This is a genomic window from Spongiactinospora rosea (assembly GCF_003315795.1).
Classification (GTDB): Bacteria; Actinomycetota; Actinomycetes; order Streptosporangiales; family Streptosporangiaceae; genus Spongiactinospora; species Spongiactinospora rosea.
In genome coordinates, this window is sequence record NZ_QMEY01000031.1 from 30,686 (window position 1) to 56,027 (window position 25,342).

At 71.9% G+C, this 25,342-nt stretch carries 22 protein-coding genes; 14 read left to right on the plus strand and 8 right to left on the minus strand.

Annotated elements, in window-relative coordinates:
• Positions 1 to 80 precede the first annotated feature (80 nt).
• The 8 genes from DP939_RS39740 to DP939_RS39780 form a co-directional block, all read right to left on the minus strand.
• The gene (locus DP939_RS39740) at positions 81 to 1,712 is read right to left on the minus strand and encodes a glycoside hydrolase family 10 protein (protein ID WP_113986016.1); all 1,632 of its coding nucleotides are present in this window, start codon (positions 1,710 to 1,712) and stop codon (positions 81 to 83) included.
• Positions 1,713 to 1,867: 155 nt separating this feature from the next.
• Positions 1,868 to 4,000, minus strand: coding sequence for an elongation factor G-like protein EF-G2 (locus DP939_RS39745; RefSeq protein ID WP_113986017.1), 2,133 nt, complete (start codon positions 3,998 to 4,000; stop codon positions 1,868 to 1,870).
• Between the two features lie 305 nt (positions 4,001 to 4,305).
• Positions 4,306 to 4,530, minus strand: a complete 225-nt coding sequence (locus DP939_RS39750) for a tautomerase family protein (RefSeq protein WP_113986018.1) — start codon at positions 4,528 to 4,530, stop codon at positions 4,306 to 4,308.
• Positions 4,531 to 4,548: 18 nt separating this feature from the next.
• The gene (locus DP939_RS39755; protein ID WP_113986019.1) at positions 4,549 to 5,826 is read right to left on the minus strand and encodes an ATP-grasp domain-containing protein; all 1,278 of its coding nucleotides are present in this window, start codon (positions 5,824 to 5,826) and stop codon (positions 4,549 to 4,551) included.
• Positions 5,823 to 6,605 carry a hypothetical protein gene (locus tag DP939_RS39760; RefSeq protein ID WP_113986020.1) on the minus strand — a complete coding sequence of 261 codons (783 nt, stop codon included), beginning with the start codon at positions 6,603 to 6,605 and terminating at the stop codon, positions 5,823 to 5,825. Before DP939_RS39760 ends, DP939_RS39755 begins: the two co-directional genes overlap by 4 nt.
• Positions 6,602 to 9,088, minus strand: coding sequence for an ATP-grasp domain-containing protein (locus tag DP939_RS47315; RefSeq protein WP_199565716.1), 2,487 nt, complete (start codon positions 9,086 to 9,088; stop codon positions 6,602 to 6,604). The genes DP939_RS39760 and DP939_RS47315 overlap by 4 nt, the downstream gene beginning before the upstream one ends.
• Positions 9,081 to 10,352, minus strand: coding sequence for an MFS transporter (locus tag DP939_RS39775; RefSeq protein WP_199565717.1), 1,272 nt, complete (start codon positions 10,350 to 10,352; stop codon positions 9,081 to 9,083). Before DP939_RS39775 ends, DP939_RS47315 begins: the two co-directional genes overlap by 8 nt.
• On the minus strand, positions 10,340 to 11,317 hold the full coding sequence (locus tag DP939_RS39780; protein ID WP_113986021.1) for a PLP-dependent cysteine synthase family protein: 978 nt from the start codon (positions 11,315 to 11,317) through the stop codon (positions 10,340 to 10,342). The genes DP939_RS39775 and DP939_RS39780 overlap by 13 nt, the downstream gene beginning before the upstream one ends.
• Before the next feature lie 795 nt (positions 11,318 to 12,112).
• Between DP939_RS39780 and pgsA the strand changes: the two genes are divergently transcribed.
• The 14 genes from pgsA (at position 12,113) to yajC (ending at position 25,330) form a co-directional block, all read left to right on the plus strand.
• A complete protein-coding gene (gene pgsA / locus DP939_RS39785) occupies positions 12,113 to 12,760 on the plus strand; it encodes a phosphatidylinositol phosphate synthase (RefSeq protein WP_113986022.1) in 648 nt (215 codons plus the stop codon).
• Positions 12,750 to 13,676, plus strand: coding sequence for a phosphatidylinositol mannoside acyltransferase (locus DP939_RS39790; protein ID WP_199565718.1), 927 nt, complete (start codon positions 12,750 to 12,752; stop codon positions 13,674 to 13,676). The genes pgsA and DP939_RS39790 overlap by 11 nt, the downstream gene beginning before the upstream one ends.
• Positions 13,677 to 13,688: 12 nt before the next feature.
• Positions 13,689 to 14,828: a glycosyltransferase family 4 protein gene (locus tag DP939_RS39795; protein WP_113986062.1), complete on the plus strand. Its 1,140-nt coding sequence runs from the start codon at positions 13,689 to 13,691 to the stop codon at positions 14,826 to 14,828.
• The gene (locus DP939_RS39800) at positions 14,825 to 15,367 is read left to right on the plus strand and encodes a LemA family protein (RefSeq protein WP_113986023.1); all 543 of its coding nucleotides are present in this window, start codon (positions 14,825 to 14,827) and stop codon (positions 15,365 to 15,367) included. The genes DP939_RS39795 and DP939_RS39800 overlap by 4 nt, the downstream gene beginning before the upstream one ends.
• 130 nt (positions 15,368 to 15,497) lie before the next feature.
• Positions 15,498 to 16,514 (plus strand): DUF3048 domain-containing protein, encoded by a 1,017-nt coding sequence (locus DP939_RS39805; RefSeq protein WP_113986024.1) that lies wholly within the window; start codon positions 15,498 to 15,500, stop codon positions 16,512 to 16,514.
• Between the two features lie 122 nt (positions 16,515 to 16,636).
• Positions 16,637 to 17,551, plus strand: a complete 915-nt coding sequence (pdxS, locus tag DP939_RS39810; protein ID WP_113986025.1) for a pyridoxal 5'-phosphate synthase lyase subunit PdxS — start codon at positions 16,637 to 16,639, stop codon at positions 17,549 to 17,551.
• A gap of 189 nt (positions 17,552 to 17,740) precedes the next feature.
• Positions 17,741 to 19,405: an alkaline phosphatase D family protein gene (locus DP939_RS39815; protein WP_113986026.1), complete on the plus strand. Its 1,665-nt coding sequence runs from the start codon at positions 17,741 to 17,743 to the stop codon at positions 19,403 to 19,405.
• Positions 19,406 to 19,723: 318 nt separating this feature from the next.
• Positions 19,724 to 20,326, plus strand: coding sequence for a pyridoxal 5'-phosphate synthase glutaminase subunit PdxT (gene pdxT / locus DP939_RS39820; protein WP_113986027.1), 603 nt, complete (start codon positions 19,724 to 19,726; stop codon positions 20,324 to 20,326).
• Positions 20,327 to 20,329: 3 nt separating this feature from the next.
• Positions 20,330 to 21,082, plus strand: a complete 753-nt coding sequence (locus DP939_RS39825; RefSeq protein WP_113986028.1) for a YebC/PmpR family DNA-binding transcriptional regulator — start codon at positions 20,330 to 20,332, stop codon at positions 21,080 to 21,082.
• A gap of 44 nt (positions 21,083 to 21,126) precedes the next feature.
• The gene (locus DP939_RS39830; RefSeq protein WP_113986029.1) at positions 21,127 to 22,284 is read left to right on the plus strand and encodes a GNAT family N-acetyltransferase; all 1,158 of its coding nucleotides are present in this window, start codon (positions 21,127 to 21,129) and stop codon (positions 22,282 to 22,284) included.
• A 114-nt stretch (positions 22,285 to 22,398) separates the two neighbouring features.
• Positions 22,399 to 22,932: a crossover junction endodeoxyribonuclease RuvC gene (gene ruvC / locus DP939_RS39835; RefSeq protein WP_113986064.1), complete on the plus strand. Its 534-nt coding sequence runs from the start codon at positions 22,399 to 22,401 to the stop codon at positions 22,930 to 22,932.
• Positions 22,929 to 23,546, plus strand: coding sequence for a Holliday junction branch migration protein RuvA (ruvA, locus tag DP939_RS39840; RefSeq protein ID WP_113986030.1), 618 nt, complete (start codon positions 22,929 to 22,931; stop codon positions 23,544 to 23,546). Before ruvC ends, ruvA begins: the two co-directional genes overlap by 4 nt.
• Positions 23,547 to 23,630: 84 nt before the next feature.
• Positions 23,631 to 24,671, plus strand: coding sequence for a Holliday junction branch migration DNA helicase RuvB (gene ruvB, locus DP939_RS39845; protein WP_113986065.1), 1,041 nt, complete (start codon positions 23,631 to 23,633; stop codon positions 24,669 to 24,671).
• Positions 24,672 to 24,931: 260 nt separating this feature from the next.
• A complete protein-coding gene (yajC, locus tag DP939_RS39850; protein ID WP_113986031.1) occupies positions 24,932 to 25,330 on the plus strand; it encodes a preprotein translocase subunit YajC in 399 nt (132 codons plus the stop codon).
• Positions 25,331 to 25,342 lie beyond the last annotated feature (12 nt).

A 25,342-nucleotide genomic window follows, 5' to 3' on the forward strand; every position in this document is an offset into this window, starting at 1 on the left:
GTCCAGGATTCCCCGTATTCTGTGGAAAACCCCGGCCCGGCAGTGGTTCATCGGTGGTTCAGCAGTGGATCAGCGGTGGCTCAGACCTTGATCTGGGCGGCCTCCGACTCGTTGTGCAGCCGGTCCAGCGCGGTCACCAGGTAGGTGCCCGGCGTCTTGGTCGCGATGGCGGTGCCGTCGGAGACGATCCCGACCAGGTTGGTCGCGTCGGCGGTGGCGCAGCGGCCCGGCTCGCCGTCCACCCGGTAGACCGCGTACGCCCGTGCCCCCTGCGACGGCTTCCAGCTCAGCTCACCGCCCGAGGCGCGCAGGTCAGCCGGCGCGGCCGGGGCCTCGCCGCCAAGGTCCTTGATCAACGGAAGCAGCGCCGGGCGCGTATAGTGCTGGGAGTCCAGCCGGTCGAGCACCCCGAGCGGGTTGGTCAGCAGCGACTTGGCGCTGAAGTAGACGTCGCCGCGGATCTTCTTGTGCTCGCGGTTGAGCGTCAGGTGCGCGGGGAGCTCGCCCGGCTTGCGCCAGGCCCCCGTGGTGCCGACCTGGTAGAGCGCCTGCCCGATGTACAGGTGGACGCCGCTGCCCTTGACCTCCTCGGCCCACCACGGGGCGAGCACCGAGTAGTCGGCGTTGGCCTGCCCGCGCGGCCAGTAGAGCTGCGGGATGACGTAGTCGACCGTGCCGTTCTTGATCCAGTGGCGGGAGTCGGCGAAGATCTGGTCGTAGGCCGACATCCCGCTGGTGCGCGACCCCGAGGCGTCCTGGGCCTTGTTGCGCCAGATGCCGAACGGACTGATCCCGAACTTCACCTCGGGCCGCGCCTTGTGCACGGCGTCATCGACCTCGGCGACCAGCTTGTTGACGTTGTCCCGCCGCCAGGCGGCCAGGCTCTTGCCGCCGCCGTACTTGCGGAACGCCGCCTCGTCGGCGAACCTCGTGCCCTGCCCCGGATAGGGGTAGAAGTAGTCGTCGAAGTGGACGCCGTCCACGTCGTAGCGGGTGGCGACGTCGGTGACGACCTTCACCACGTGGTCGCGGACCTGGGGCAGGCCGGGGTTGTAGTAGAGGCGGCCCTCGTGCTTGACCACCCAGTCGGGGTGCTTCCTGGCCGGATGCGCGGCGGGCAGCCTGCCGCCCTTGTCGTCGGCCGCGCGGTAGGGGTTGAACCACGCGTGGAACTCCAGGCCGCGCTTGTGCGCCTCGGAGACCAGGAACGGCAGCGGGTCCCAGCCCGGGTCCTTGCCGGGAGTGCCGGTGAGAAAGCGCGACCACGGCTCCAGGGAGGACTTGTAGATCGCGTCGGAGGCCGGGCGGACCTGCACGAAGACCGCGTTGAAGCGGCGCTTGGCGGCGTTGTCCAGGAGGCGGGTGTACTCGGCCTGCTGCCGCTGCTGGGACAGGCCGGTCTTGGAGGGCCAGTCGAGGTTGTTGACGGTGGCGATCCACACCCCGCGAAGCTGGCGCTTGGGCCGGGCCTTGTCGACCTTGCAGTCGGGGGCGGCGGTCACGGCGTACGCCTCGCGGGCGGTCTCGCCCTTGCCGCCCGGCTCGGCGCCGGACTTCACGGCGGTGCGTGCCTTGTCCGCCCCCTTGTCCCGTTGCCCGGCCTTCGCGTCGGGGCCGAACGCGTAGGCGGTGGCGGTGGCGGCCACGGCGACGACCGCCGAGGCGAGAAGCGCCTTCCGCATGACGCTGGTCTCCTGGTGTCCGGTGCGCATGGTTCCCCAGTCTTACACCGCGGGCGGAATGCTTTGACCGGAAGAAAGAAATCGTTTCGTGATACTTGCGTGATGAAGCCGGACGCCCGGGGCGGCGCCCCCGGCGGGGCGCCGCCCGGTGGACGTTCGTGCAGGTCCGCGGGGCCGGGCGGGAGTCAATCGTCGTGCTGGGCGGACACGACCTTGTCGGCGAGGTGCCCGGGCAGCGGCTCGTAGCGCAGGAACGTGCGCTGGAAGGCCCCGGTGCCGTGTGACATGGACCTCAGGTCGATGGCGTACCGGGTGATCTCAAGCTCCGGCACCTCGGCCCGGACGAGCGTACGGCCGGTGCCGACCGGCTCGGTGCCGAGCACCCGGCCGCGCCGCGAGGAGAGGTCGGACATCACCGACCCCACGTAGTCGTCGTCCACCAGCACGGAGATCTCATCGACGGGCTCCAGGAGCAGTGTGGAGACCTTGCCCGCGGCCTCCTTCAGCGCCAGGGAGCCGGCGATCTGGAAGGCCATGTCGGAGGAGTCCACCGAGTGCGCCTTGCCGTCGTACAGGGTGACCTTGACGTCGACCATCGGGTATCCGGCGAGCACCCCGCGTTCCATCTGGGTGCGCACGCCCTTTTCCACCGAAGGGATGAACTGCCGGGGCACGACGCCCCCGACGATCTTGTCCACGAACTCGAACCCGCCGCCCGAGGGCAGGGGCTCGACCTCCAGGTGGCAGATGGCGTACTGGCCGTGCCCGCCGGTCTGCTTGACGTTGCGCCCCATGGCCTGGCACCGGCCGCCGAAGGTCTCGCGCAGCGGCACCCGGAGGTCCACCCGCTCGACCTCCACGCCGTACCGTTTGGCCAGGCGGTCCAGCAGCACGTCGGCGTGCGCCTCGCCCATGCACCACAGGACGAGCTGGCGGGTCTCGGCGTTGTTCTCCAGGCGCAGCGTGGGGTCCTCGGCGACCAGCCGGGCGAGGGCCTGGCTCAGCTTGTCCTCGTCGGCCTTGGACTTGGCGTGGATCGCCACCGGCAGCAGCGGGTCGGGCATCGTCCAGGACCGCATCAGCAGCGGGCGGTCCTTGTCGGACAGCGTGTCGCCGGTCTCGGCCCTGGCCAGCTTGGCCACGGCGGTGATGTCGCCGGCCACGCACTTGCCGGTGACCCGCTGGGTCTTGCCGAGCGGGGAGGACAGCGTGCCGATCCGCTCGTCCACGTCGTGGTCCTCGTGGCCGCGGTCGGCCAGCCCGTGCCCGGAGACGTGCACGGTCATGTCCGGGCGCAGCGTGCCGGAGAAGACCCGCACCAGGCTGATCCGGCCCACGTAGGGGTCGCTGGTGGTCTTGACCACCTCGGCCACGAGCGGGCCGTCGGGGTCGCAGGCCAGGGCGCGGACCGCCCCGCCGTCGATCGTGGTGACCTCGGGCAGCGGGTGCTCAAGCGGGGACGGAAACCCCTGCGTGATGATCTCCAGCAGCTCCTGCGCGCCGATCCCGGCGCCCGAGGCGAGCACCGGGTAGAACCCGCCCCTGGCGACCGCCTTCTCCAGGTCCTCGATGAGGACCTTGGGGTCGATCTCCTCGCCCGACAGGTAGCGGTCCATCAGGGACTCGTCCTCGGACTCCTGGATGATGCCCTCGATGAGCATGCCGCGGTACTGCTCGATCGTGTCGATGGTGTCGCCCGACGGCTCGCGTACGGCGGGCGTGCCGCCGGAGTAGTCGATGAACCGCTGCGAGAGCAGGGCGATGAGCCCGCCGTCGTGCGGGAGGTAGAGCGGCGCCACCCCGTCGCCGAAGGCGTTCTGGCAGGAGGTGAGCACGGCGTCGAAGTCGGCCCGCTGATGGTCGATCTTGGTGATCACCACCGCGCGGGGCATGCCCACCGAGGCGCACTCCTCCCACAGCAGCTTGGTGAGGCCGTCGATGCCCTCGGCGGCGGAGACGACGAACAGCGCCGCGTCGGCGGCGCGCAGCCCCGCCCGCAGGTCGCCCACGAAGTCGGCGTAGCCGGGGGTGTCCAGCAGGTTGATCTTGATGCCGTTGTGCACCAGCGGGGCGAGGGTCAGGTTGACCGAGCGCTGCTGGCGCACCTCGACCTCGTCGAAGTCGCTGACGGTCGTGCCGTCCTCGACGCGCCCGGTGCGGGAGATGGTGCCGGTCGCCGCGAGCAGGGCCTCGACGAGCGTCGTCTTGCCCGCTCCGGAATGGCCGACCAGCACCACGTTGCGCACCATGTCAGGCCGGTCGGCCGCCGGTGCCCTGCCCGCGGCTCCCGCGGTCGCGCCGGTCGTCTTGTCAGCCATTTCGCCTCCAGCGTCGTGTCGTCCACCGCGGCACAAGGCCGCGCCCGGTCCGCCACCGCGTCCTGACGCGTGCCGTTGTGCCGAGCTTGCGGGGTCACCGACAAGACGTGGTGTGTTCACTGAATACCTAGACGCTAGACCAAAAGCCACCTGAAGGAAATGCAGGTGAACGACCTGGTAGCAAGATTGCCTCCAAGATCATCAGGAACGGCGGATGACCCGCACGCGCGAGCGCGCCGCCGGCGGTGGTGAGGTCCGCCGGCACCTGCTACCTACCCCAGATCAAGATCATCGAGACCTTGCCGTCAGTAGGAGGGCTTCTTGCGAAGCAGGTGGCGCCGGCCGGCGATCTCCGGCTGGTACACCTGCTCGTCCCATGCCTCCGGCGCCACCGGCTCCAAGGCGATGGAGACGACCCCTTCGCCGACTCCGAAGGCGCCGGTCACCGCGTCGGTGACCTTGGCCAGCAGCGTGTCCTCCTGCTCCTGGGTGAGGTCGGCGGGGAAGTGCTTGATGGTGATGTGCGGCATCGGAAACCTCCTGGGGATTCATGCGTTGGTGTGGCCGGATGGGGCGAGTGCCGGATCGTGCAGCTCCAGCCCGTCCATGAACCACGCTTCGACCTGGCGCAGCCGGGCGACGCAGGTCGCCCGGTCGGGCCCCGACACCAGCGTGGTGAACAGGAAGTCCGCAGAGAAGGTGGCCGCCCCCATGGTCTGTCCCGGCTCGACGAAGACCTGGTACTTCTCGATCCACGGGAACGGCGGCGGGCCGCCGGGCACCGAGACCACCCGGCCGGGCCGCTTCATCAGCACCAGCTGCCCGGTCATCCGGCCGGGCCGGGGCCGCCCGGGGCCCGCCTCGGTGAGCGCCGCGGGCAGCGGGAGGCCGAGCTGGGCGCGTACCCAGGACTCGGTCGGATCGACGCCGAACAGGATCCGGATGACGTCGCGGACCGAGGCGCCGCCGGTCCGGCAGGCGATCTCGCACAGCACCAGCTCGTCGCCGGGCGTGTGGAAGATCTCGGCGTGGAAGGCGAAGTCGCGGGGGCCGGGCAGCGCCTTCAGCGCCCGCTCGGTCAGCTCTACCAGGCGGCCGGTGAGCGGGTCGTCCACGTCGAGCGTGACGTCCATCCTGCCGCCCCGATCCTCGCGGAAGGAGGACAGCGAGTAGAGGTACTGCGACGGCCAGGCCAGCACCATCCGGCCGCCCACCACGAGCCCGTCCACATGGCACATCGGCCCCGGCACGAACCGCTCGGCGATCAGGTTGGGCGGGTGCTCGCCGTACAGGTCCAGCTCGCCGGCCAGGTACGTCTCCAGTTCGCCCGCGGACCGCAGTATCCGCAGCCCCACCGAGCCGGCGCTGTCGCGGGGCTTCACCACCAGCGGGAAGCCGTGCTCCCCGGCGAAGGCGAGCAGGTCCGCGGCGCACTCGATCTCCCGGTACGGGGCCACCGGCAGGCCCGCGGCGACGAACCGCTCCTTCATGAGGACCTTGTCGCGGAACGGCAGCACGCTGTCCAGCCGCTGACCGGGCAGCCCGAGGATCTCCCTGAGCTGGGCGGCCCGCTCCAGATCGCGTTCCTGGCAGGCCACGACGTGCCGGACGCCGTGCTCGCGGGCCAGGTCCAGGGCGAGGGCCTCCACCTGGCCGCCGGTCTCGTAGCCGGGCACCGCCGCCGCGTGCCGGTAGCCCGCGGCGGCCGGGGCGAGGTTGTCCTCGTCGGCGGTGAGCAGCAGGACGTCGCCGTCGTACCCGGCGACCCACTGGTCATAGGGCGTCGCGGCGATCGAACCGCGGTAGTGCAGAACCAGGACGCTCATGGCGCGGCCTCCTGCGCGGCAGCGGACAGGGCCGCCTGGGCGCGTACCGCGGCCCGGGTGGACGCGCCGCGGGGGTCGTAGTGGACGGTGTCGACCAGCCAGTCGCCGGCCGCGGTGCGCACCGCCTCGACGGCGCGCGGGTGGCCGGGGGTGTCCGGCAGCAGCGCGAGGGCGGCGTCGGTCACGGCGATGCCGGGGCCGTGGTGCCGCGCCCCGCGCACCGGGGACTCGACGGTCAGGTCCGGCACGAGGGCGGGGTCCACCGGCAGCCGTCCGGCGGCGAAGGCGCGCAGCTCCCTCTCGTCGCGCAGTTCGGCGACGGCCGGTCTGTCCGGCGCCCGGCGTCGCCGGACGAGGAGCGGATAGCCCCAGCGATGCGCGTACCAGTACAGGTCGCACACCCGGCGCACCCCCGCCCGCCGTACGACCGGAACGCCGGCCCGCCGCAGCAGCGCCCGCGCCGCCACCGGGTCCGCCAGCGGCAGCGCCGCGTCCCGGGACTGGCCCGGCAGGCCGAGCAGGTCGCGCAGGCCGCCCGCCCTGACCTGGTCGGCGGGATCGACCGCGACGATGGCCGTGATCTGACCGCGCGCGGCCAGGTCGCGCACCGCCGTTTCCGCCGCGGCGAATCCGAGCCCGGTCAGGAACCGCACGCCGCCGTAACCCGTGTCGTCCACGGCCGGCGCGGGCCGGTCGGTCAGCAGGATCGGCGCCGCGTCCAGCCACCGCGGATAGGGGAGCAACGGCCGGCCGGGCCGGTCCAGGACGATGATGCTCACCGATCGCCCTCCATCCTGACGGTCACCGTCTCGATCAGCTCCTCGCACAGCCGCACGGCCTTGTCGGTGTCGGCGGCGGTGACCGCGACCAGGCCCAGCCGGTCCCAGTTGTCGCGCATCCGGCGCACCACCGCGCCCGGCCGGGCGCTCACGTCGACGGCGAGCACGTCCGGGTGCGCCCGCAGTTCCTCGACGCCCTCGACGGCGGCGATCCGGCCCGGCCTGCCGACCAGCCCGCGGGCGCACGCCGCGCCGATCGGCTCCGGCGACCCCGGCAGCGCGTCGACCAGGCCGAACGGCCAGGCGAGCGTGTAGTGCGTCAGGTCGATGCCGTAGGCCGCCCGGACCAGCGCCCCGATGCGGCCCCCGCCGATCCGGTTGTGGGACTCGATGACCAGTGGGCCGCGCGGCGAGACCCGTAGCTCGGTGTGGGCCGGTCCGTCCGCCACCCCGATCACGTCCAGGAACTGGGCCGTCGCGGCGGTGAGCGCGGCGGCGGTATCGGTGTCCACCCGGGCGGGCATGGCGTGGCCGAGTTCGGCGAAGTGGGCCGAGCCGACCAGCTTCTCGGTGATCGCCACGACCACGTGCCGCCCGGCGAAGCTGAAGCTCTCCACGCTGTACTCGGGCCCGGCGATGTACTCCTCCATGAGGTAGTCCTGGACCTCGTACAGCGTGGTGCCCCGGTCCACCCCGTCCGTGCGCAGCGCCCGCACCTGCTCCCAGACCGGTCCGGTGTCCTGCGGCCCGCGGACCAGCGAGATGCCGAAGCCGGCCGTCAGGTCGGTGGGCTTGACCACGAAGGGGTAGCCGTGCCGGTCGCCGAACGCGCGCAGGTCGTCGCGGTCCCGCAGCGGCTCCGCGGCGACCGTGGGCGCGCCCGCCGCGGCCAGGTGCCGCCGCATGGCCAGCTTGTCGCGCAGCAGGTGGGCGGCCCGCCGCCCGGTGCCGCCGAGCCCGAACAGGTCGTTGATCCGGCCGGCGGGTTCCAGACCGGGCTCGGTCAGCGACAGCGCGGCGGAGAAGTTCCAGATCCGGTGCGCCGCCTCGGCGAGCGGCCGGAGCACCGCCCAGTCGGTGTAGTCGGCGATCAGCGTGACGTCGGCCAGTTCGGCCTGCTCGGGCTGGAACTTGTCCTTGTGCTGGATGAGGATCACGTTCAGGCCCAGCGACTTGGCCAGCCGGATCGGCTCGGTGAGGTGGCCGATCAGCAGCAGGGTGCGAGCGGGGTTCAGCGTCGCCTGCGCGGTCCGGTGCACGGCGTTCACCGGCGTGCCCTCGGGCTCCACCCACAGCAGCGCCTTGGCCTCGGCCGCCCGCTCCCGCGCCGCCTCGGGGGTCGGCCCCTCGGTGACGACGTACCCGTGCCGGCTGCCCGAGTGCCGGGTGACCGGAAGCACGTCGCCGGGCCCGAAGCGGAACTTCACCTCGCGTACGAAGGGCAGCGCGGCGATCTCCTCCACGCCACCGGCCGCCGCGATCGGGCCGGGCGGCAACCGGAAGAAGGACACGCAGCCCGTCGCGCGCGCGGGTCCGGGCACGACCGGCCGCCCGGCCAGCGCCTCGAAGATCGCCGCCTCGATGTCGAACCCGGTGGCGACCCTGATCAGCGTCGGGATGCGGTCGCCGCCCAGCCGGGACTGCGACTCGACGATCCGGGGGCCGTCGCCGGTGAGGATGACCTCGGTGTGCGCGGGGCCGAACGTGAAGCCGGCCGCGTCCAGGAAGGCGGTCACCAGGCCGGTGACGGCCGCGGCGTCCGCCTCCGGCAGCGGTGCCGGGAACACGTGCCCGGTCTCCACGAACAGCGGCGGCGGCATCGTCTCCTTGGCGGTGATGCCGATCACCTGGTGACGTCCGCCCGCCGACAGCGTCTCCACGCTGAACTCCGGGCCGCGCAGGTACTCCTCGGCCAGCACCGGGCCCTGGTAGCCGAAGGCGGCCAGCTCGTCCGCCCATTCGGTCAGCTCGCCGGTGGCGTGCACCAGCCGTACCCCGGCGCTGCCCTGCAGGCCGCAGGGCTTGACGATCACCGGCAGGTCGAAGCCGGTCAGCAAGGGGGCCAGTTCGCCGGGGGAGTCGGCGCGGACGGACCGCACCGGCGACAGGCCGTGCCGGGCCAGCAGCTCGCGGGTCGCGGCCTTGTCGTTGAGCGCGCGGATCGCCGCGGGGGTGTTGGGCGCGAGACCGAGGGCGTGCGCCTCCTCGGCGACCGGCAGCATCGTCTGCTCCTTGCCCAGGTGCAGCACATGGGCCACGTCGCGGGCGACCGCCGTCTCGCGTACCAGCCGCCGCAGCTCCGCCACGTCGGAGAAGTCGGTCAGCAGCAGCTCGGCGGAGTGCCCGGCCACGTCCGCCAGGTACTCGGGGGTCTGCAGCGCGGGATCCCAGATGGAGTACACGGTGAAGCCGGCGGCGACCGCCTTCTCCACCAGTTGGCTGTAGGGCTGCACCATCAGCAGCCTGTTGCCGTGGTCAGTCACCGGACCGCGCTCCTTCCAGCAGCGGTGTGCGGTCGCCCAGGTTCCGGAAGAGCGATCGGTACAACCAGATGGCGGTGGCCCCGAAGACCACGTAGAGCCCGGCCATCCCCGAGGGGGGCACCACCGACCCGAGCGACACGCACGCCGAGCCGATCACCAGGCCGAGCCGGATGGCCAGGCCGTACGCGGCCATGTACTTGGTCCGGTCGGACGCGGGCACCAGGTTGGCCAGCAGGGTCTGCTTGACCGGCGCGTTCATCAGCTCGCCGACGGTGACCACCACGGCCGCCCCGATCAGCACCCAGACGTCCCCGCTCACCGCCCACACCGCGTATCCGGCGGTGAACACCGCGATGCCGGCCGTCAGCCGCCGCTGCTCGCTCAGCCGCCCGAACAACCGGCCCGCGAAGAGGCCCAGGCAGACGACCAGGAAGGTGTTGACGGCACGCAGGATGCCCAGCGTGTTGACGCCGTCCACGGTGAGGTGCCAGGGGCCGATGTCCAGCAGCCGCTGCGGGGTGAAGTCGGCGCTCAGCCGCACCGCGATGTAGGTGGAGATCTGCACCTCGATCGCCCGGACCAGCAGCGCGGCCACCACCAGCCGCAGGAAGATCCGGTCGCGGACCACCGAGACGTAGCCGGCCAGCATGGCGGCCAGGCCGCCGGCGGTGCCGCCGGGCGCGCTCTCGCGGATCGCCAGCAAGGTCACCAGGAAGATGCCCAGGTACACCAGCGCCCCGGCCAGCAGCAGCTGGAAGAAGAAGCCGGTGTAGAGGAAACCGCCGGTCAGCGAGCCGAACATGAAGGCCACGTTGATCGACCAGTACTTGAGCGTGTACACCGTGGTCCGGTTCTCCGGCGTGGAGACGTCCACGATCATCGCCTCACCGGCCGGCAGGGCGATCGCCGCGCAGCCGGACGCGCCCAGGTACAGCAGGTACGTGAGCACGCCCGAACCGCCGCCCAGCGGCGAGTTGACCAGGGCCAGCCCGGCGAAGCAGAGCACGCCGCCGAGCTCGCCGAGCAGGAGTACCGGGCGGCGTCCGTGGACGTCGGCCAGATGCCCGCCGGCCAGGGTGCCGCCGATGGCGACGACCGCGGTCCCTAGGGTCATCAGGCCGGCCAGGGCCGCCCCGTACAGCCCGGAGAAGTGGATGACCATCAGCGGGACCAGCATGATGTCCAGGAAACGCTGGCAGAAGCCCACGCCCAGGCGCAGCTTGACGGTGCGGTGCAGCTCCCGGTAGCCCATCAGACCGGCCACCAGCTCAGGTACCGCTCACCGCTGTCCGGGAAGATCGTCACGATGGTCCGGCCCGACAGGTCGTGGCGGCGGGCGAGTTCGGTGCAGCCGTGCGCGGCGGCTCCGGAGGAGATGCCCACCAGCAGTCCGGTGCGGGCGGCGATGGCCCGGGTCATCTGCGCCGCGGCCTCGTCCGGCACGGTGATCACCTCGTCGATGCAGCTGATGTCGGTGACGGGGCTGGTGAAGCCGCCGTTCAGGCCCGGGATGCGGTGCGGTCCGGGGGAGCCGCCGGACAGCAGGGGGGAGCCCGCGGGCTCGACCGCGACGATCCGCAGGTCGGGGTTGCGCTCGCGCAGGTAGCGGCCCGTGCCGGTGAGGGTGCCGCCGGTGCCGACGCCGCACACCAGCACGTCCACCGCGCCACCGGTGTCCGCCCAGATCTCCGGGCCGGTGGTCGAGTAGTGCGCGCGTACGTTGTCCGGGTTCTCGTGCTGGCGGGCGTACCAGGAGCCGGGGATGGCGGCGTGCAGTTCCTCCGCCCGCTCCACGCACCCCAGGAAGCCCAGGGCGTGATCGGTCAGCTCGACCCTGGCGCCCAGCATGCGCAGGGTGAGCACCCGCTCCCGCGACGCGTTGTCCGGCAGCACGATCACGCACGGATGGCCCCGGGCCGCCGCCAGCGACGCCAGCGCGATGCCGGTGTTGCCCGAGGTGGACTCGACCACCGTGGCGCCGGGCGCCAGCGCCCCGGACTCCTCGGCCGCCCGCAGCATGTACGCCGCCGCGCGGTCCTTGACGCTGGACAGTGGGTTGGCCGCTTCCAGCTTGGCCAGCACGGTGGCGGCCGAGGGCACGCCATCGAGCTTGAGACGGAGCAGCGGGGTCCGGCCGATGAGGTCTTCGACCGTCTCGACGCCGCCGGACCGGGCCGGCGGCGGTGCGGGGGTCGCGATGGGGAAATGCTCGATGGAGATATATGGCATCGGAGACCTCTCGGGATCTATGCGTTGGCGTGGGCGGGCCGGACGGCGAACGCGGCGGCCGGGTGGATCTCGCCGGGCATCGCCATCGGCCGCGTCACGGGGTGCGTCCGGACGCCCGGCCGGCTCTACCGCCTTGGCCCGCCCGGCGCGGTTCGGCGGACGCCGCCTTCGGGGAGCCGCTTCTCTACGCGGTGGTCCACGGCGTTAAAAGGAAAAGGCCAGAGGGCCGTGGCTCGTTTCGGACGCACGAGTTCCACGCGGAAAGAGTGACAGTTTCTCCAAGCAAAGGTCAACCCTTTCTTGCCGTATTCTTCGGGAAATATTCACGCGGCCCGGGAAATGCGGGAAGCCCGCTCGACTTCAGTGTCGATCGGGCGGAGAAAACGGCTTCTGTTCAATCGATCCGGTCCCTCTTCTCTGTCGGCGGGGTGTGCCGGAGGCCCCTCCACGGCGGGAGATACGGCCGGAGCCCGTGGCCGAGCCGTCCCGATCCTCGGCCGAAGGGCCTTCTTTTCCCTTCTCATTCGCTTTCCGGCAATGAGAAGCCGGTGAGAAGCGGTGTGTGCTCGAATCGGCGGCGAAGCATGCGCGCTCACTCCGCGCCGCTCGCGAATGCGGTATGCCGGGAGCCGGGACGGCCGATCGCCGCGGCCGGACCTTCACGGCATGGTTCCGCCGCCGCCGGGCTTGGGCTCGCCGCGCCGGGGAAGTGGCGGGCCCAGGGAAGGGTAAAGTGCTCGGCTCACGTGCGTTCCAGGGCGGTCTTGGTGCGACGTGTCCTACGATCGGACCGCGATGCTCAAACTCCTGCGCCCCGCAGTCACCCGGATCCTGACCCCGCTGGGCACGGCGCTGGCCCGCCGTGGGGTCAGCCCGAACACGGTGACCGCCCTGGGCACCCTCGGCACGGCGGCCTCGGCCCTGTTCTTCTTCCCGCAAGGGTGGCTCTTCACGGGCACCCTGGTGATCACGTTCTTCGTGCTCGCCGACCTGCTCGACGGCGTGCTGGCCCGGCTGGGCGGCACCGGGGGCAGCACCTGGGGCGCCTTCCTGGACTCCACGCTCGACCGGGTCGGCGACGCGTCGATCTTCGCGGGCCTGACCTTCTGGTGCGTGCTCAGCGGTCAGATGGTGCTCGCGGGGGTGGCGATGTTCTGCCTCGTCGCCGGCGCGATGGTGTCCTACGTCAAGGCGCGGGCCGAAGGTCTGGGGCTGTCCTGCGACGTCGGGCTGGTCGAACGGCCGGAGCGGCTGCTGATCGCGCTGGTCGCCGCGGGGCTGTCCGGCCTCGGCGTGCCGTACATTCTGGGCGTGGGCCTGTGGCTGCTCGCGCTGGGCAGTGCGGTGACCGTGGTCCAGCGCGTGCTGCACGTCCACCGCCAGACCACAGCGGACGGCGTGCCCGCCGGCACCGCGGCAGACCGGGAGAGCGATGAGCGCTGAGCGCGAGAAGGCGAGCCTGACCGAGCGCCTGGTGGCGGCCGGCTTCGCGGCGGGCTGGACCCTCCTGCCCAAGCTGCCCGAGCGGCTGACCTCGGCGGCCTTCCGCATGGCGGCCGACCAGGTGTGGCGCCGCCGCGGCAAGGGCGTGCTGCGCCTTGAGGCCAATCTGGCCAGGGTCACCGGGATGACCCCGGGCAGCCCCCAGATGCGCGAGCTGAGCAGGGCGGGGATGCGGTCCTACCTGCGCTACTTCCACGAGGTCTTCCGGCTGCCCGCGATGGACCCGGCGGAGGTGGTCGCGCGCAGTCACGTCATCGGCCTGGAGCACGTGCAGGCCGCGGCGGAGGAGGGGCGCGGCGCGGTGCTCGCGCTGCCGCACATGGGCAACTGGGACCAGGCGGGCGCGTGGCTGGCCGCGGTGGGCCACCCGTTCACGACGGTGGCCGAGCGGCTGCGCCCCGAGTCGCTGTACCTGCGCTACACGCGCTTTCGCGAGGGCCTGGGCATGGAGGTGCTGCCGCTGACCGGCGGCGACGGGCACAGCTACGCCACGCTGGCCCAGCGGGTGCGCCGGGGCGGCGTGGTGTGCCTGCCCGCCGAGCGCGACCTCACCAGCAAGGGCGTGCCCGTGCGGTTCTATGGCGAGGCCAGCCGGGTGCCCGCCGGGCCGCCGCTGCTCGCGGTGCAGACCCGCTGCGCGCTGCTACCGGTGATCTTGTGGTTCGAGGGCGACGACTGGGGGATCCACATCCACCCGGAGATCCCCGTCCCGGAGGAGGGCACCCGGCAGGAGAAGGTCGCCGCGGTGGCGCAGAGCCTGGTGGACGTGTTCGAGAAGGGCATCGCCGAGCACCCCCAGGACTGGCACATGCTGCAGCGGCTGTGGCTCTCCGATCTGGAGCCGCGGCATGGGTGACGGGTGCGGCTCATGAGGGTCGGCCTGGTCTGTCCCTACGCCTGGGACGTGCCCGGCGGGGTGATGGCGCACGTCCGTGACCTGGCCGAGGCGCTGATCGCCGACGGTCACCACGTCTCGGTGATCGCCCCGGCCACCGACGACGCCGCCGTTCCCGAATACGTGGTGCCCGCGGGGCGGGCGGTGCCGGTGCCCTACAACGGGTCGGTGGCGCGGATGGCGTTCGGCTTCCTGTCGGCGGCCCGGGTGCGGCGCTGGATCCGCGAGGGGCGCTTCGACGTCCTGCACATCCACGAGCCGCTGGTGCCCAGCCTGGGCGTACTGGCCTGCTGGGCGGCCAGGGGGCCGATCGTGGCCACCTTCCACGCCTCCTGGGTGCGCTCACGGGCCATCGCGGTCGCCGAGCCGATGCTGCGCAGCGCGCTGGAGAAGATCAGCGGCCGGATCGCGGTCTCCGACGCGGCCAGGAAGAGCCTGGTCGAGCAGTTCGGCGGGGACACCGTGCTGATCCCCAACGGCGTGACGGTGAGCCGCTACGCCGAGGGCGAGCCGCTCGACGGCTGGGGCCCGGACGGCCACACGCTGGGCTTCCTGGGCCGGATGGACGAGCCCCGCAAGGGCCTGCCGATCCTGCTGGACGCGTTCGCCGAGCTGGCCGCCGAACGCCCGCGCACGCGGCTGCTGATCGCCGGTCCCGGCGACGCCGACGACGTCTACGAGCGGGTGCCCGCCGAGTTCCACGACCGGGTCACCCTGCTGGGCATGGTCAGCGAGGAGGAGAAGGTCCGCGCCTACCACTCGGTGGACGTCTTCTGCGCTCCCAACACCGGCGGGGAGAGCTTCGGCATCGTGCTCGCCGAGGCGATGTCGGCCGGGGCCACCGTGCTGGCCAGCGACATCCCGGCGTTTCGCCGGGTGCTGGGCGACGGCGAGGCGGGCGCCCTGTTCCGCAACGGCGACCCGGGGTCGCTGGCGCGGGAGGCCGGGCGGCTGCTCGACGACCCTGAACGCAGGACCCGCCTGGCGGAGGAGGCGCGGCGCGCGGTGCTCAAGTACGACTGGTCCACGGTGGCGCGTGACGTGGTGCGGGTGTACGAGACGGTGACCCAGCACGAGGCGGGGGTCGTGGAGGACAGGTCGGACGCCCCATGACGTCCACGGTGGTCATCTTGGTGGTGGGCGTCGTGCTGGTGCTCACCGCCGTCTACATCTCCTGGCGGGCCGGCCGGCTGGACCGCCTGCACATCCGCCTGGAGCTCGCCCAGGAGGCGCTGGACGCGGCCCTGGTGCGGCGTGCCGCCGTCTGCCTGGAGCTGGCCGCCTCCCGGATCCTGGACCCGGCCACGTCGCTGGTGCTCGCCTCGGCCGCCCACGAGGCCCGTACGGCGGGCCCCGACGAACGCGAGCACGCCGAGAGCGACCTGTCCGGCACCCTGCGGGCGGCGGTGGAGCAGGAGCGCTTCCGGGAGAAGCTGGCCGAGGCCCCCGGCGGGGCCGGGCTGCTGGAGGAGCTGGACGAGGCCGTGGCCAAGGTCGTCTACGCCCGCAGGTTCTACAACAACGCGGTCGGGGTCACCCGTACCGCCCAGCGCCGCTGGCTGGCCCGCACGCTGCGGCTGGCCGGGCGTACCGAGTACCCGAACTTCTTCGAGATCGACGACACCCCGCCCGCGTCGATGGCGGCCGAGTGACCTGTCGTGATCCGCTCCGTATGGTGTGGAGTGGGGGTTTGTTGACCTTCGTTACCCATTTTTGAGCTTTTCCGCAGGTCGCATCGGTAAGCTCTTCCCGATTCACGGCAAAACCGGAGGGGGATGACTCGTGCGGGCATATCGGGTGATGACGGTCGCGCTGGCCGGAGTGGCCGTCCTGGTTCCCAGCGTGGCCTGCTCCTCCGGCGGCGGCGGTGGCGGATCGGCGGCCGGACCGCAGAGCCCCGCGCCCCCCTCGCCCACACCGACCCCGCAGCCCGAGCACCCCTTCACCGGCAGGCCGTCCGCCCAGCGCAAGCCGGTGCTGGCGGTCAAGATCGAGAACACCGCCGCGGGCAAGCCGCAGATCGGGGTGGGCAGCGCGGACATCGTCTACGTCGAGCAGGTCGAGGGCGGCCTCACCCGGCTGATGGCGGTCTTCTCCTCCAAGCTGCCGCCGAAGGTCGGCCCGGTCCGCTCGGCCAGGATCTCCGACCTGCACATCCTGCCGCAGTTCGGCAAGCCGGCGCTGGCCTACTCCGGCGTCCAGAGCAAGATGGTGCCCTACGTCCAGCAGGCGTCGCTGTTCGACGTGTCCGACAGTGCGGCCGGGTCGGCCTACGTACGCGAGCCGGGGCGGTCCGCGCCGTACAACCTGGTGGCCAGCCCGCGCAAGCTGCTCGCCCAGGCCCCCAAGGCGACCAAGGCCAAGGACGTCGGCTTCACCTTCGCCGACGAGGCGCCCGAGGGCGGCGCCGACCGCAGGTCCTTCCGGGTGCGCTATCCGGCCGCGAACTTCGAGTTCAAGTGGTCGCAGACGCAGAAGCGGTGGCTGATCTGGCAGGACGGCAAGAAGGACATGGGCGCGGAGGGCCGCCAGCTCGGCGCGCCGACGGTCGTCGTCCAGTACGCCAAGACCACCCGCTCGGAGTTCCACGACTTCACCGGCAGCTACACGCCGCTGATCCACACGACCGGCAAGGGCAGGGCCGTGGTGCTGCGCGACGGCAAGGCGTACAAGGCCCGGTGGGAGCGCAAGTCGGAGGAGGAGGGCACGGCCTTCACCACCGAGGCGGGGGAGCCGCTGCCGTTCGCCAGAGGGCAGGTCTGGGTGGTCATCGCCGCGCCCAAGCCGGTGCAACCCTGACGCGGTGTCCACCGAGGTCAGGCGATCCACTCCGAATTGGCGTGCCACCTTGCGTTCGGGACTTTGGAGTCAGGACCTATCCTTGAGTCGATAGATACGCCCGCCTTGTGAGGTATGCACCCGTGTCGAGCAGTACTCCTGAAGTTACCGAAACCCCCGCCACCGGCACCGCCAGGGTCAAGCGCGGCATGGCCGAGATGCTCAAGGGCGGCGTCATCATGGACGTGGTCACCGCCGAGCAGGCCAAGATCGCCGAAGACGCCGGAGCGGTCGCGGTCATGGCCCTTGAGCGGGTTCCCGCCGACATCAGGGCCCAGGGCGGCGTGTCCCGGATGAGCGACCCGGACATGATCGAGGGCATCATCTCCGCGGTCTCCATCCCGGTCATGGCCAAGGCCCGCATCGGCCACTTCGTCGAGGCGCAGGTGCTCCAGGCGCTCGGCGTGGACTACGTGGACGAGTCGGAGGTGCTGACCCCCGCCGACTACGCCAACCACATCGACAAGTGGAAGTTCACCGTCCCGTTCGTGTGCGGCGCGACCAACCTGGGCGAGGCGCTGCGCCGGATCACCGAGGGCGCGGCGATGATCCGCTCCAAGGGCGAGGCCGGCACCGGCGACGTCTCCAACGCCACCACGCACATGCGGCAGATCAGGGCCGAGCTGAAGCGGCTGACCAACCTGCCGGAGGACGAGCTGTACGTCGCGGCCAAGGAGCTGCAGGCGCCGTACGAGCTGGTCGCCGAGGTCGCCAAGCTGGGCAAGCTGCCGGTGGTGCTGTTCACCGCGGGCGGCATCGCCACCCCGGCGGACGCGGCGATGATGATGCAGCTCGGCGCCGAGGGCGTGTTCGTCGGCTCGGGCATCTTCAAGTCCGGCGACCCGGCCAAGCGCGCGGCGGCCATCGTCAAGGCCACCACCTTCTACGACGACCCCGACGTCATCGCCAAGGTCTCGCGCGGGCTGGGCGAGCCGATGGTGGGCATCAACGTGGACGACATCCCGCAGCCGCACCGCCTGGCCGAGCGCGGCTGGTAGATCGCGAGTCCTCGCCGGCGGGCCGGGCAGGCCCGCCGGGGGCTCCGCGCGCCCCTCGCCCGAACGGTTACCGACGGGTCAAGTTGGGTCAATGGCCACCGTAATTGCACCTTCAAGACACCGGGTTTCGTCAAGCTGCGGACGTCCCTGAGCTTGATCGCTCCTCCCGATCGTCTTGGAGGTCCCCCCATGTCCCCGTTCACCAGGCGGTCCTTTCTGGTGACCTCCCTGGCCGCGGGCGCCGTCGCCGGTGCCGCGGAGGCGGCCTCCGCCGAGCCCGAGCCCGCCGGGCCGTCGCCGAGCGAGCTGCGCACCGACCCCTTCACCCTCGGGGTGGCCTCCGGTGACCCGGCCCACGACGGATTCGTCATCTGGACCAGGCTCGCGGTGCTGCCCCTGGCCGAGGACGGCATGGGCGGCATGCCCGCCCGCCCGGTGCCGGTGCAGTGGCAGGTCGCCGCCGACGAGCGGTTCCGCAGGATCGTGCGGCGCGGCACCTCGGTCGCGACGCCGGAGTGGGGCCACAGCGTCCATGTGGAGCTGGACGACATGCTCTCCGACCGGGAGTACTGGTACCGGTTCAAGGTGGGCCGATACGTCTCCCCGGTGGGCCGGGCCCGTACCGCGCCCCACCCGCTGTCCTACGGCGGCGCGCTGGCCATGGCCTTCGTGTCGTGCTCGCAGTACGAGCACGGCTACTTCACCGCCTACCGCCGGCTGGCGGAGGAGGCCCCCGACCTGATCCTGCACCTCGGCGACTACCAGTACGAGTACAAGCGCGACACGTACAACATCCCCGGCGGCAACGTCCGTCACCACGAGGGGCCGGAGACCGAGACGCTGGCGGGCTACCGCCAGCGGCACGCCCAGTACAAGACCGACCCCGACCTGCGGGCCGCGCACGCCGTCACCACCTGGGCGGTGGTCTGGGACGACCATGAGCTGGACAACAACTGGGCCGACGAGGTGCCCGAGCGGCCCGACATCCCGCAGCCGAACTTCCGCGCCCGGCGCGAGGCCGCCTTCCGTGCCTACTACGAGAACATGCCGCTGCGCCGCACGTCCGTCCCGCGCGGCATCGACATGCAGCTCTACCGGCGCATCCGGTGGGGCCGGCTGGCCACGTTCCACATGCTGGACACCCGGCAGTACCGTGACGACCAGGGCTGCGGCGACGGCTACCGCAACTGCCCCGACTCGGTGGACCCGGCCCGTTCCATCACCGGCGCGGCGCAGGAGGAGTGGCTGCTGCGCGGCTTCCACCACTCCCGGGCGCACTGGGACATCCTCGGTCAGCAGGTGTTCTTCGCCCAGCGCGACAACAACGCCGGTCCGCTCAAGGTGACCAGCCAGGACGCCTGGGACGGCTACGTGGCCTCCCGCGAGCGGATCACCCGGGGCTGGGTCGAGGCCAAGGTCAGGAACCCCGTCGTGCTCACCGGCGACGTGCACGCGCACTGGGCGAGCGACCTCAAGCTCGACTACGACGACCCCACCTCGGCGACCGTGGGCTCGGAACTGGTCGCCTCCTCCATCACCTCCGGCGGCGACGGGTCCGACTCCGACCCGGCCGCGCACCCGTTCCTGAAGATCAACCCGCATCTGCGGTTCTTCAACGACCAGCGGGGATACGTGACCACGAAGATCACTAGGTCGGAGATCAGCGCCGACTTCCGGGTGCTGCCCGCGGTGAGCGTGCCGGACGCGCCGGTGCACACCAAGGCGAGCTTCGTGATCGAGGACCGGGTGCCCGGTCCGCGGCTGACGTACCTGCGGCCGGTCGACCCGGCGGCCAGGCGCGACGGCGGGGACCCCGTGCAGGAGACCGTCGACCGGGAGACAAAGCGACCCTGACTTTGTAAAGGGCGGCGGCCGGGGCCGCCGCCCTTTCCTCGGCCGGATACTCGGCCAGGCCGGCGGTCCGCCTCTCCCTGGAGCTGCGCCATCTGGTGATGCCGCTGCGCCGGGTCTCCGAGGGGCGGTCGCGCCGTTCGCCGCCACCGGGGTCGGCGAGGAGATCCACCCGGGCCTGCCCTACCACCTGGCCCCGCTGAACAGGGTGGACGCGGGCCACGCCGGGCGGGATGCCCTGTTGAGGGCGTGATCTGGGAAGATTGCTGACCATCTGGGCGTTGCAGTCCAGATGCCATCCCGCGACCCGAAGGAAGTCCTGTGACCAATGTGCCCGTCATCGGTGTGCTCGCGCTGCAGGGAGACGTCCGCGAGCATCTGAGTGCCTTGCGCGAGGCCGGCGCCGACGCCCGTGCGGTACGGCGTCCCGCCGAGCTGGACGAGGTCGGCGCACTGGTCATACCCGGCGGGGAGTCCACGACCATGTGGAAGCTCGCCGAGACGTTCGAGATCCTAGAGCCGCTGCGCCTGCGGATCAAGGAGGGGATGCCCGCCTACGGGTCCTGCGCCGGCATGATCATGCTGGCCGACCGCATCGAGGGCGGCGTGACCGGGCAGCAGACCATCGGCGGTATCGATATGGTGGTGCGCCGCAACGCCTTCGGGCGTCAGGTCGACTCCTTCGAGTCCGACATCGAGTTCGCCGGGCGGGGAGACCTGCGCGCGGTGTTCATCCGGGCGCCGTGGGTGGAGTCGGTGGGTGATCGGGTCGAAGTGCTGGGCCGTACGCACGCGGGGGATAGGATCGTCGCGGTCCGTCAGGGCCCGCTGCTCGCGACGTCCTTCCATCCCGAGCTGACCGGTGACGGCCGCGTGCACGCGTACTTTGTCGAGATGGTTCGTAGAGACACTAGGGAGCGCTAGGCGATGTCCGGCCACTCCAAATGGGCGACGACCAAGCACAAGAAGGCCGCGCTGGATGCCAAGCGGGGCAAGCTGTTCGCCAAGCTCATCAAGAACATCGAGGTCGCGGCGAGGACGGGCGGCCCCGACCCGGACGGCAACCCCACGCTCTTCGACGCCATCCAGAAGGCCAGGAAGAACTCGGTTCCGCTGGACAACATCGAGCGCGCCAGGAAGCGCGGCGGCGGGCTTGAGGCGGGCGGCGCCGACTGGCAGACCATCATGTACGAGGGCTACGCCGCCGGCGGCGTAGCCGTGCTGGTGGAGTGCCTCACCGACAACCGCAACCGCGCGGCCTCCGAGGTGCGCGTGGCGATGACCCGCAACGGCGGCTCGATGGCCGACCCGGGCTCGGTCTCCTACATGTTCAACCGCAAGGGCGTCGTGATCGTGCCCAAGGCGGGCGACCTGTCGGAGGACGACGTGCTCACCGCCGTCCTCGACGCGGGCGCCGAGGAGGTCAACGACCTCGGCGAGTCCTTCGAGGTGGTCTCCGAGGCCGGTGACCTCGTGGAGGTCCGCAAGGCGTTGCAGGCCGCGGGCATCGACTACGAGTCCGCCGAGCAGTCCTTCCTGCCCTCGGTGAGCATCGCCCTGGACGAGGACGGCGCGCGCAAGGTGTTCCGCCTGCTGGAGGCGCTGGAGGACAGCGACGACGTACAGAACGTCTGGGCCAACTTCGATGTCTCCGACGACATCATGGCCAAGCTGGACTAAATGGGTTCGCGCGCGCCCGGGGAAAATGCGTAGTTTTGGTCCTTATGGACATTCGTGACCTTACGGCAGGCGACCTGGAGGCCGTGCTCGACAATCGCAGGCGCGCGTTCGGCCCGGTGCCCGAGGGCGATCTGGAGTCCTGGCGTGAGGGCATGCTGGCGCAGCTTCCGCAGGGCCGCTGCCTCGGCGTCTTCGACGGGCCGAGGCTGGTCGCCTCCGCCCGGATCGGCGAGTTCCGGCAGTGGTGGCACGGCCGTCCCGTCTCGATGGGCGGAGTGGGCGGCGTGGCCGTGATGCCGGAGGAGCGCGGGCGCGGGGTCGGCGGCATGCTGATGCGCGCGGTGATCGAGCGCTGCGCCGAGCTGGGGCACTCGACCTCCGTGCTCTTCCCCGCCACCACCCCCATCTACCGGGGCGTGGGCTACGAACACGCGGGCGGCCACTACGTCGCGACCCTGTCCGCGGAGGCGCTGCGCGGGCTCGGCGCGCCCGGCGAGCCGGTCAAGCTGCGCAGGCTCGGCCCCGACGACGCGCCCGAGGTGATGGCCATCGTGGAGCGCGTCTACGCGGCGGGCCGGGCAAGCGGCCCCATCTGCTGGAACGAGCAGGTCTGGCGGCACTGGCTGGGTGAGAAGGACGACCTCATCTACGGCACCGACGACGGGTTCGTGATCTACCGCTGGGACGGCGATGACATCGACGTGGACAACCTCGTCGCGGGCTCGGAGGCCACCGCACGCGCGCTGTGGTCCCTGGTGGGCACCGCCTCCTCCGTCGCCAAGTCCGTCCGCGCGTGCATCGCGCCGGACGACCCGATGCTCTGGATGCTGCGCGAGCGTTCGCGAGAGGACTGGCGGCACATCCGCTGGATGCTGCGGCTGATCGACGTACCCGCCGCCGTCGCCGGGCGCGGGTTCCCCGCGGGCGTCGCGCTCGACACCCTCCTGACCGTGGACGACCCCGAGCGGCCCGCCAATTCCGGGACCTGGCGGCTGCGTGTCGAGGGCGGTGAGGGCGCGCTGACCCGGGCGGCCGGGGGAGAGGGGCCGCGCCTTTCGATCGGCGCCCTGTCGGCCCTGTACGCCGGGGTCCCGGCTGTGGTGCTGCGCCGCTCCGGCCTGATGACGGGCGGCGACCCCGGCGCGGACGAAGCGCTGGAATCGGCCTTCGCCGGCACGGCGTACATGGTGGACTACTTCTGAGCGGGCCGTACCCGCGGCGCCCCGGGGTGTCGCGGATGCGCGCCGGGGCCGGGACGCGATAGAGTCGCCCCGAACTGGTGTTCGGCCATAGGGGGAGGGGTGCGCGTGCCCGGCCTGAGGGTGCTCGGCGTCGATCCCGGGCTGACCCGATGCGGGCTCGGCGCGGTCGAGGGGCGTCCGGGGGCACCGCTGTCGCTGGTGGCCGTCGGGGTCGTCCGCACCCCCGCCGACGATGACATCGGCTCAAGGCTGGTCGCCATCGAGGCCGGGATCGAGCACTGGCTGGACGAGGTCAAGCCCGACTCCGTCGCCGTGGAGCGGGTGTTCGCCCAGCACAACACCCGCACCGTGATGGGCACCGCCCAGGCGTCCGCGGTGGCGATCGTCTGCGCCGCGCGGCGCGGCCTGCCGGTCACCCTGCACACCCCGAGCGAGGTCAAGGCCGCCATCACCGGCAGCGGCACGGCCGACAAGAAGCAGATCGGGGCCATGGTCACCCGCCTGCTGCGGCTGTCGGCCACGCCCAAGCCGGCCGACGCCGCCGACGCGCTGGCCCTGGCCATCTGTCACGTATGGCGCTCCGGCGCCCAGAACCGCATGGCCGAGGCGCTGGCCAGGGCGCGGGCCGGGAAGGGAGCAGGCCGGTGATCGCTTCGGTGTCCGGGCGCACGACCGCGATCGGGCCGGGCACGGCCGTGGTGGAGGTGGGCGGCATCGGCGTGCTGGTGCACTGCACGCCGGGCACCCTGGCCGCGCTGCGGGTGGGCGAGCCCGCCCGGCTGGCCACGTCCCTGGTGGTGCGCGAAGAATCGCTCACCCTCTTCGGGTTCGCCGACACCGAGGAGCGCGACGTGTTCGAGGCCGTCCAGAAGGTCGCCGGGGTGGGCCCGAAGCTGGCCCTCGCCATGCTTGCCGTGCACGCTCCGGGCCAGTTGCGGCTGGCCGTCGCGAGCGGCGACGTCAAGGCGCTCACCATGGTCCCCGGCATCGGCCCCAAGGTCGCCCAGCGGATCATCCTGGAGCTGAAGGACAAGCTCGTGCCGGGCGCCCCGGCCGACGCCGGGCCCGGCGTACCGGGCGTCGCGCTCCCGTGGCGCGAGCAGGTGCACACCGGCCTGGTCGGGCTGGGCTACTCCGCGCGCGACGCCGACGAGGCGGTCGCCGCGGTGGCCCCGCAGGCCGACGCCGAGCTGGCCGCCGGGCGGGTGCCACAGGTCGCCGCGCTGCTGAAGGCCGCGCTGCGGGCGCTGAGCGTTCGTTAGGTTGGGGCCGTGTCCTCCGAGTCTCCCGCATCCCCCGAGCCCTCCGGCCTTCCCGAGTTCACCGAGTTCACCACGGGCCCCGGCCTGGAACGCGAGCTGGTCTCACCCGACGCCGACGGCGACGAGCGCGCCGTCGAGGCGGCCCTGCGGCCCCGCATGCTGGGCGAGTTCATCGGGCAGACGCGGGTGCGCGAGCAGCTTTCGCTGGTCCTGGAGAGCGCCCGGCGGCGGGGCAAGGCCCCCGACCACGTGCTGATGAGCGGCGCCCCCGGGCTGGGCAAGACCACCCTGGCCATGATCATCGCCGCCGAGCTGGCCGCGCCGCTGCGGCTCACCTCCGGCCCGGCGCTGGAGCGCGCGGGCGACCTCGCGGCGATCCTGTCCACGCTCGCCGAGGGCGAGGTGCTGTTCATCGACGAGATCCACCGCATGGCCAGGCCCGCCGAGGAGATGCTCTACCTCGCGATGGAGGACTTCCGGGTCGACATCGTGGTCGGCAAGGGGCCGGGGGCGACCGCGATCCCGCTCGAAATCGCCCCCTTCACCCTGGTCGGGGCCACCACCAGGGCCGGGCTGCTGCCCGCGCCGCTGCGCGACAGGTTCGGCTTCGTCGCGCACATGGACTTCTACGACGCGGCGGAGCTGGAGCTGGTCCTGTTCCGCTCGGCCCGGCTGCTCGGCGTGGCGCTGCCGGAGGACGCCGCCCGCGAGATCGCCCGCAGGTCCCGGGGCACCCCCCGCATCGCCAACCGCCTGCTGCGCAGGGTCCGCGACTTCGCGGAGGTACGCGCAGACGGCGTGCTCACCGCCGACATCGCCGCCGCCGCCCTCAACCTGTACGAGGTCGACGGCGAGGGGCTGGACCGCCTGGACCGCGCGGTCCTCGGCGCGCTGCTGGGCAAGTTCGGCGGCGGCCCGGTGGGCCTTTCCACGCTGGCCGTGGCCGTGGGGGAGGAGCCGGAGACGGTCGAGGTCGTTGCCGAGCCGTTCCTGGTGCGCCAGGGGCTGCTGGCCCGCACCCCGCGCGGCCGGGTGGCCACCGCGGCGGCCTGGATCCACCTTGGTCTCACCCCACCGCCCGACGCCTTCGGCGCGGCGGCCTCCGCACCGCCCGCCGGTCCCTGAACGCCGGCGACCGCGCGGGCGACAGTGCGGAATAGGGCGTCGTGTCTGCTTTATTCTGATCACAGATCGGCTACAACGATCTCGAAGTGGGAACTTTCCCGCGTGCCGCCTCGTGGGTTCGTTGCCGGGCCTCTCAACGCTCGCCTACACTCCCTGGCTTGTCCGGCTGTGTAGGCTGACGTGCTGAGCGGCCAGGCCGCACACATCGCACGACACGGCCGGCCGCGCGCCGGTCTCATTCACAGGGAAGGTGGCCCATCGTGGGCGGCAGCAACCTGACTTCTTTCATACCGCTGATCCTGCTGGTGGTGGTCTTCTACTTCCTGCTGATCAGGCCGCAGCGCAAGCGTCAGCAAGAACAGCTCCGCATGCAGAACTCCCTGGTGCCCGGGACGCGCGTGGTGACCACGGCGGGCATGTTCGCCACGGTGGTCGCGCTCGACGACGAGGACGTGATCCTGGAGATCGCCCCCGGCGTCGAGGCCCGGTTCATGAAGGGCGCGATCGGCCGCGTGATCACCCCGGTGGCCGAGGAGCACGACGAGCACGACGAGAAGGAAGACGTCGCCGGGGACGACGAAGACGGCCGGGAGAGGGCGGCCGACGACGTTGAGACCGTGAACGGCGACGAGAAGGGCTCCAGCACCGGCAGGCCCTGACTAGGCTACGAG

What these genes read in the sequence shown, in the direction of transcription:
- DP939_RS39740 (WP_113986016.1), bottom strand. Translation starts at nt 1,712, where the DNA reads ATGCGCACCGGACACCAGGAGACCAGCGTCATGCGGAAGGCGCTTCTC.
- DP939_RS39745 (WP_113986017.1), bottom strand. Translation starts at nt 4,000, where the DNA reads ATGGCTGACAAGACGACCGGCGCGACCGCGGGAGCCGCGGGCAGGGCA.
- DP939_RS39750 (WP_113986018.1), bottom strand. Translation starts at nt 4,530, where the DNA reads ATGCCGCACATCACCATCAAGCACTTCCCCGCCGACCTCACCCAGGAG.
- DP939_RS39755 (WP_113986019.1), bottom strand. Translation starts at nt 5,826, where the DNA reads ATGAGCGTCCTGGTTCTGCACTACCGCGGTTCGATCGCCGCGACGCCC.
- DP939_RS39780 (WP_113986021.1), bottom strand. Translation starts at nt 11,317, where the DNA reads ATGCCATATATCTCCATCGAGCATTTCCCCATCGCGACCCCCGCACCG.
- pgsA (WP_113986022.1), top strand. Translation starts at nt 12,113, where the DNA reads ATGCTCAAACTCCTGCGCCCCGCAGTCACCCGGATCCTGACCCCGCTG.
- DP939_RS39790 (WP_199565718.1), top strand. Translation starts at nt 12,750, where the DNA reads ATGAGCGCTGAGCGCGAGAAGGCGAGCCTGACCGAGCGCCTGGTGGCG.
- DP939_RS39795 (WP_113986062.1), top strand. Translation starts at nt 13,689, where the DNA reads ATGAGGGTCGGCCTGGTCTGTCCCTACGCCTGGGACGTGCCCGGCGGG.
- DP939_RS39800 (WP_113986023.1), top strand. Translation starts at nt 14,825, where the DNA reads ATGACGTCCACGGTGGTCATCTTGGTGGTGGGCGTCGTGCTGGTGCTC.
- DP939_RS39815 (WP_113986026.1), top strand. Translation starts at nt 17,741, where the DNA reads ATGTCCCCGTTCACCAGGCGGTCCTTTCTGGTGACCTCCCTGGCCGCG.
- DP939_RS39825 (WP_113986028.1), top strand. Translation starts at nt 20,330, where the DNA reads ATGTCCGGCCACTCCAAATGGGCGACGACCAAGCACAAGAAGGCCGCG.
- DP939_RS39830 (WP_113986029.1), top strand. Translation starts at nt 21,127, where the DNA reads ATGGACATTCGTGACCTTACGGCAGGCGACCTGGAGGCCGTGCTCGAC.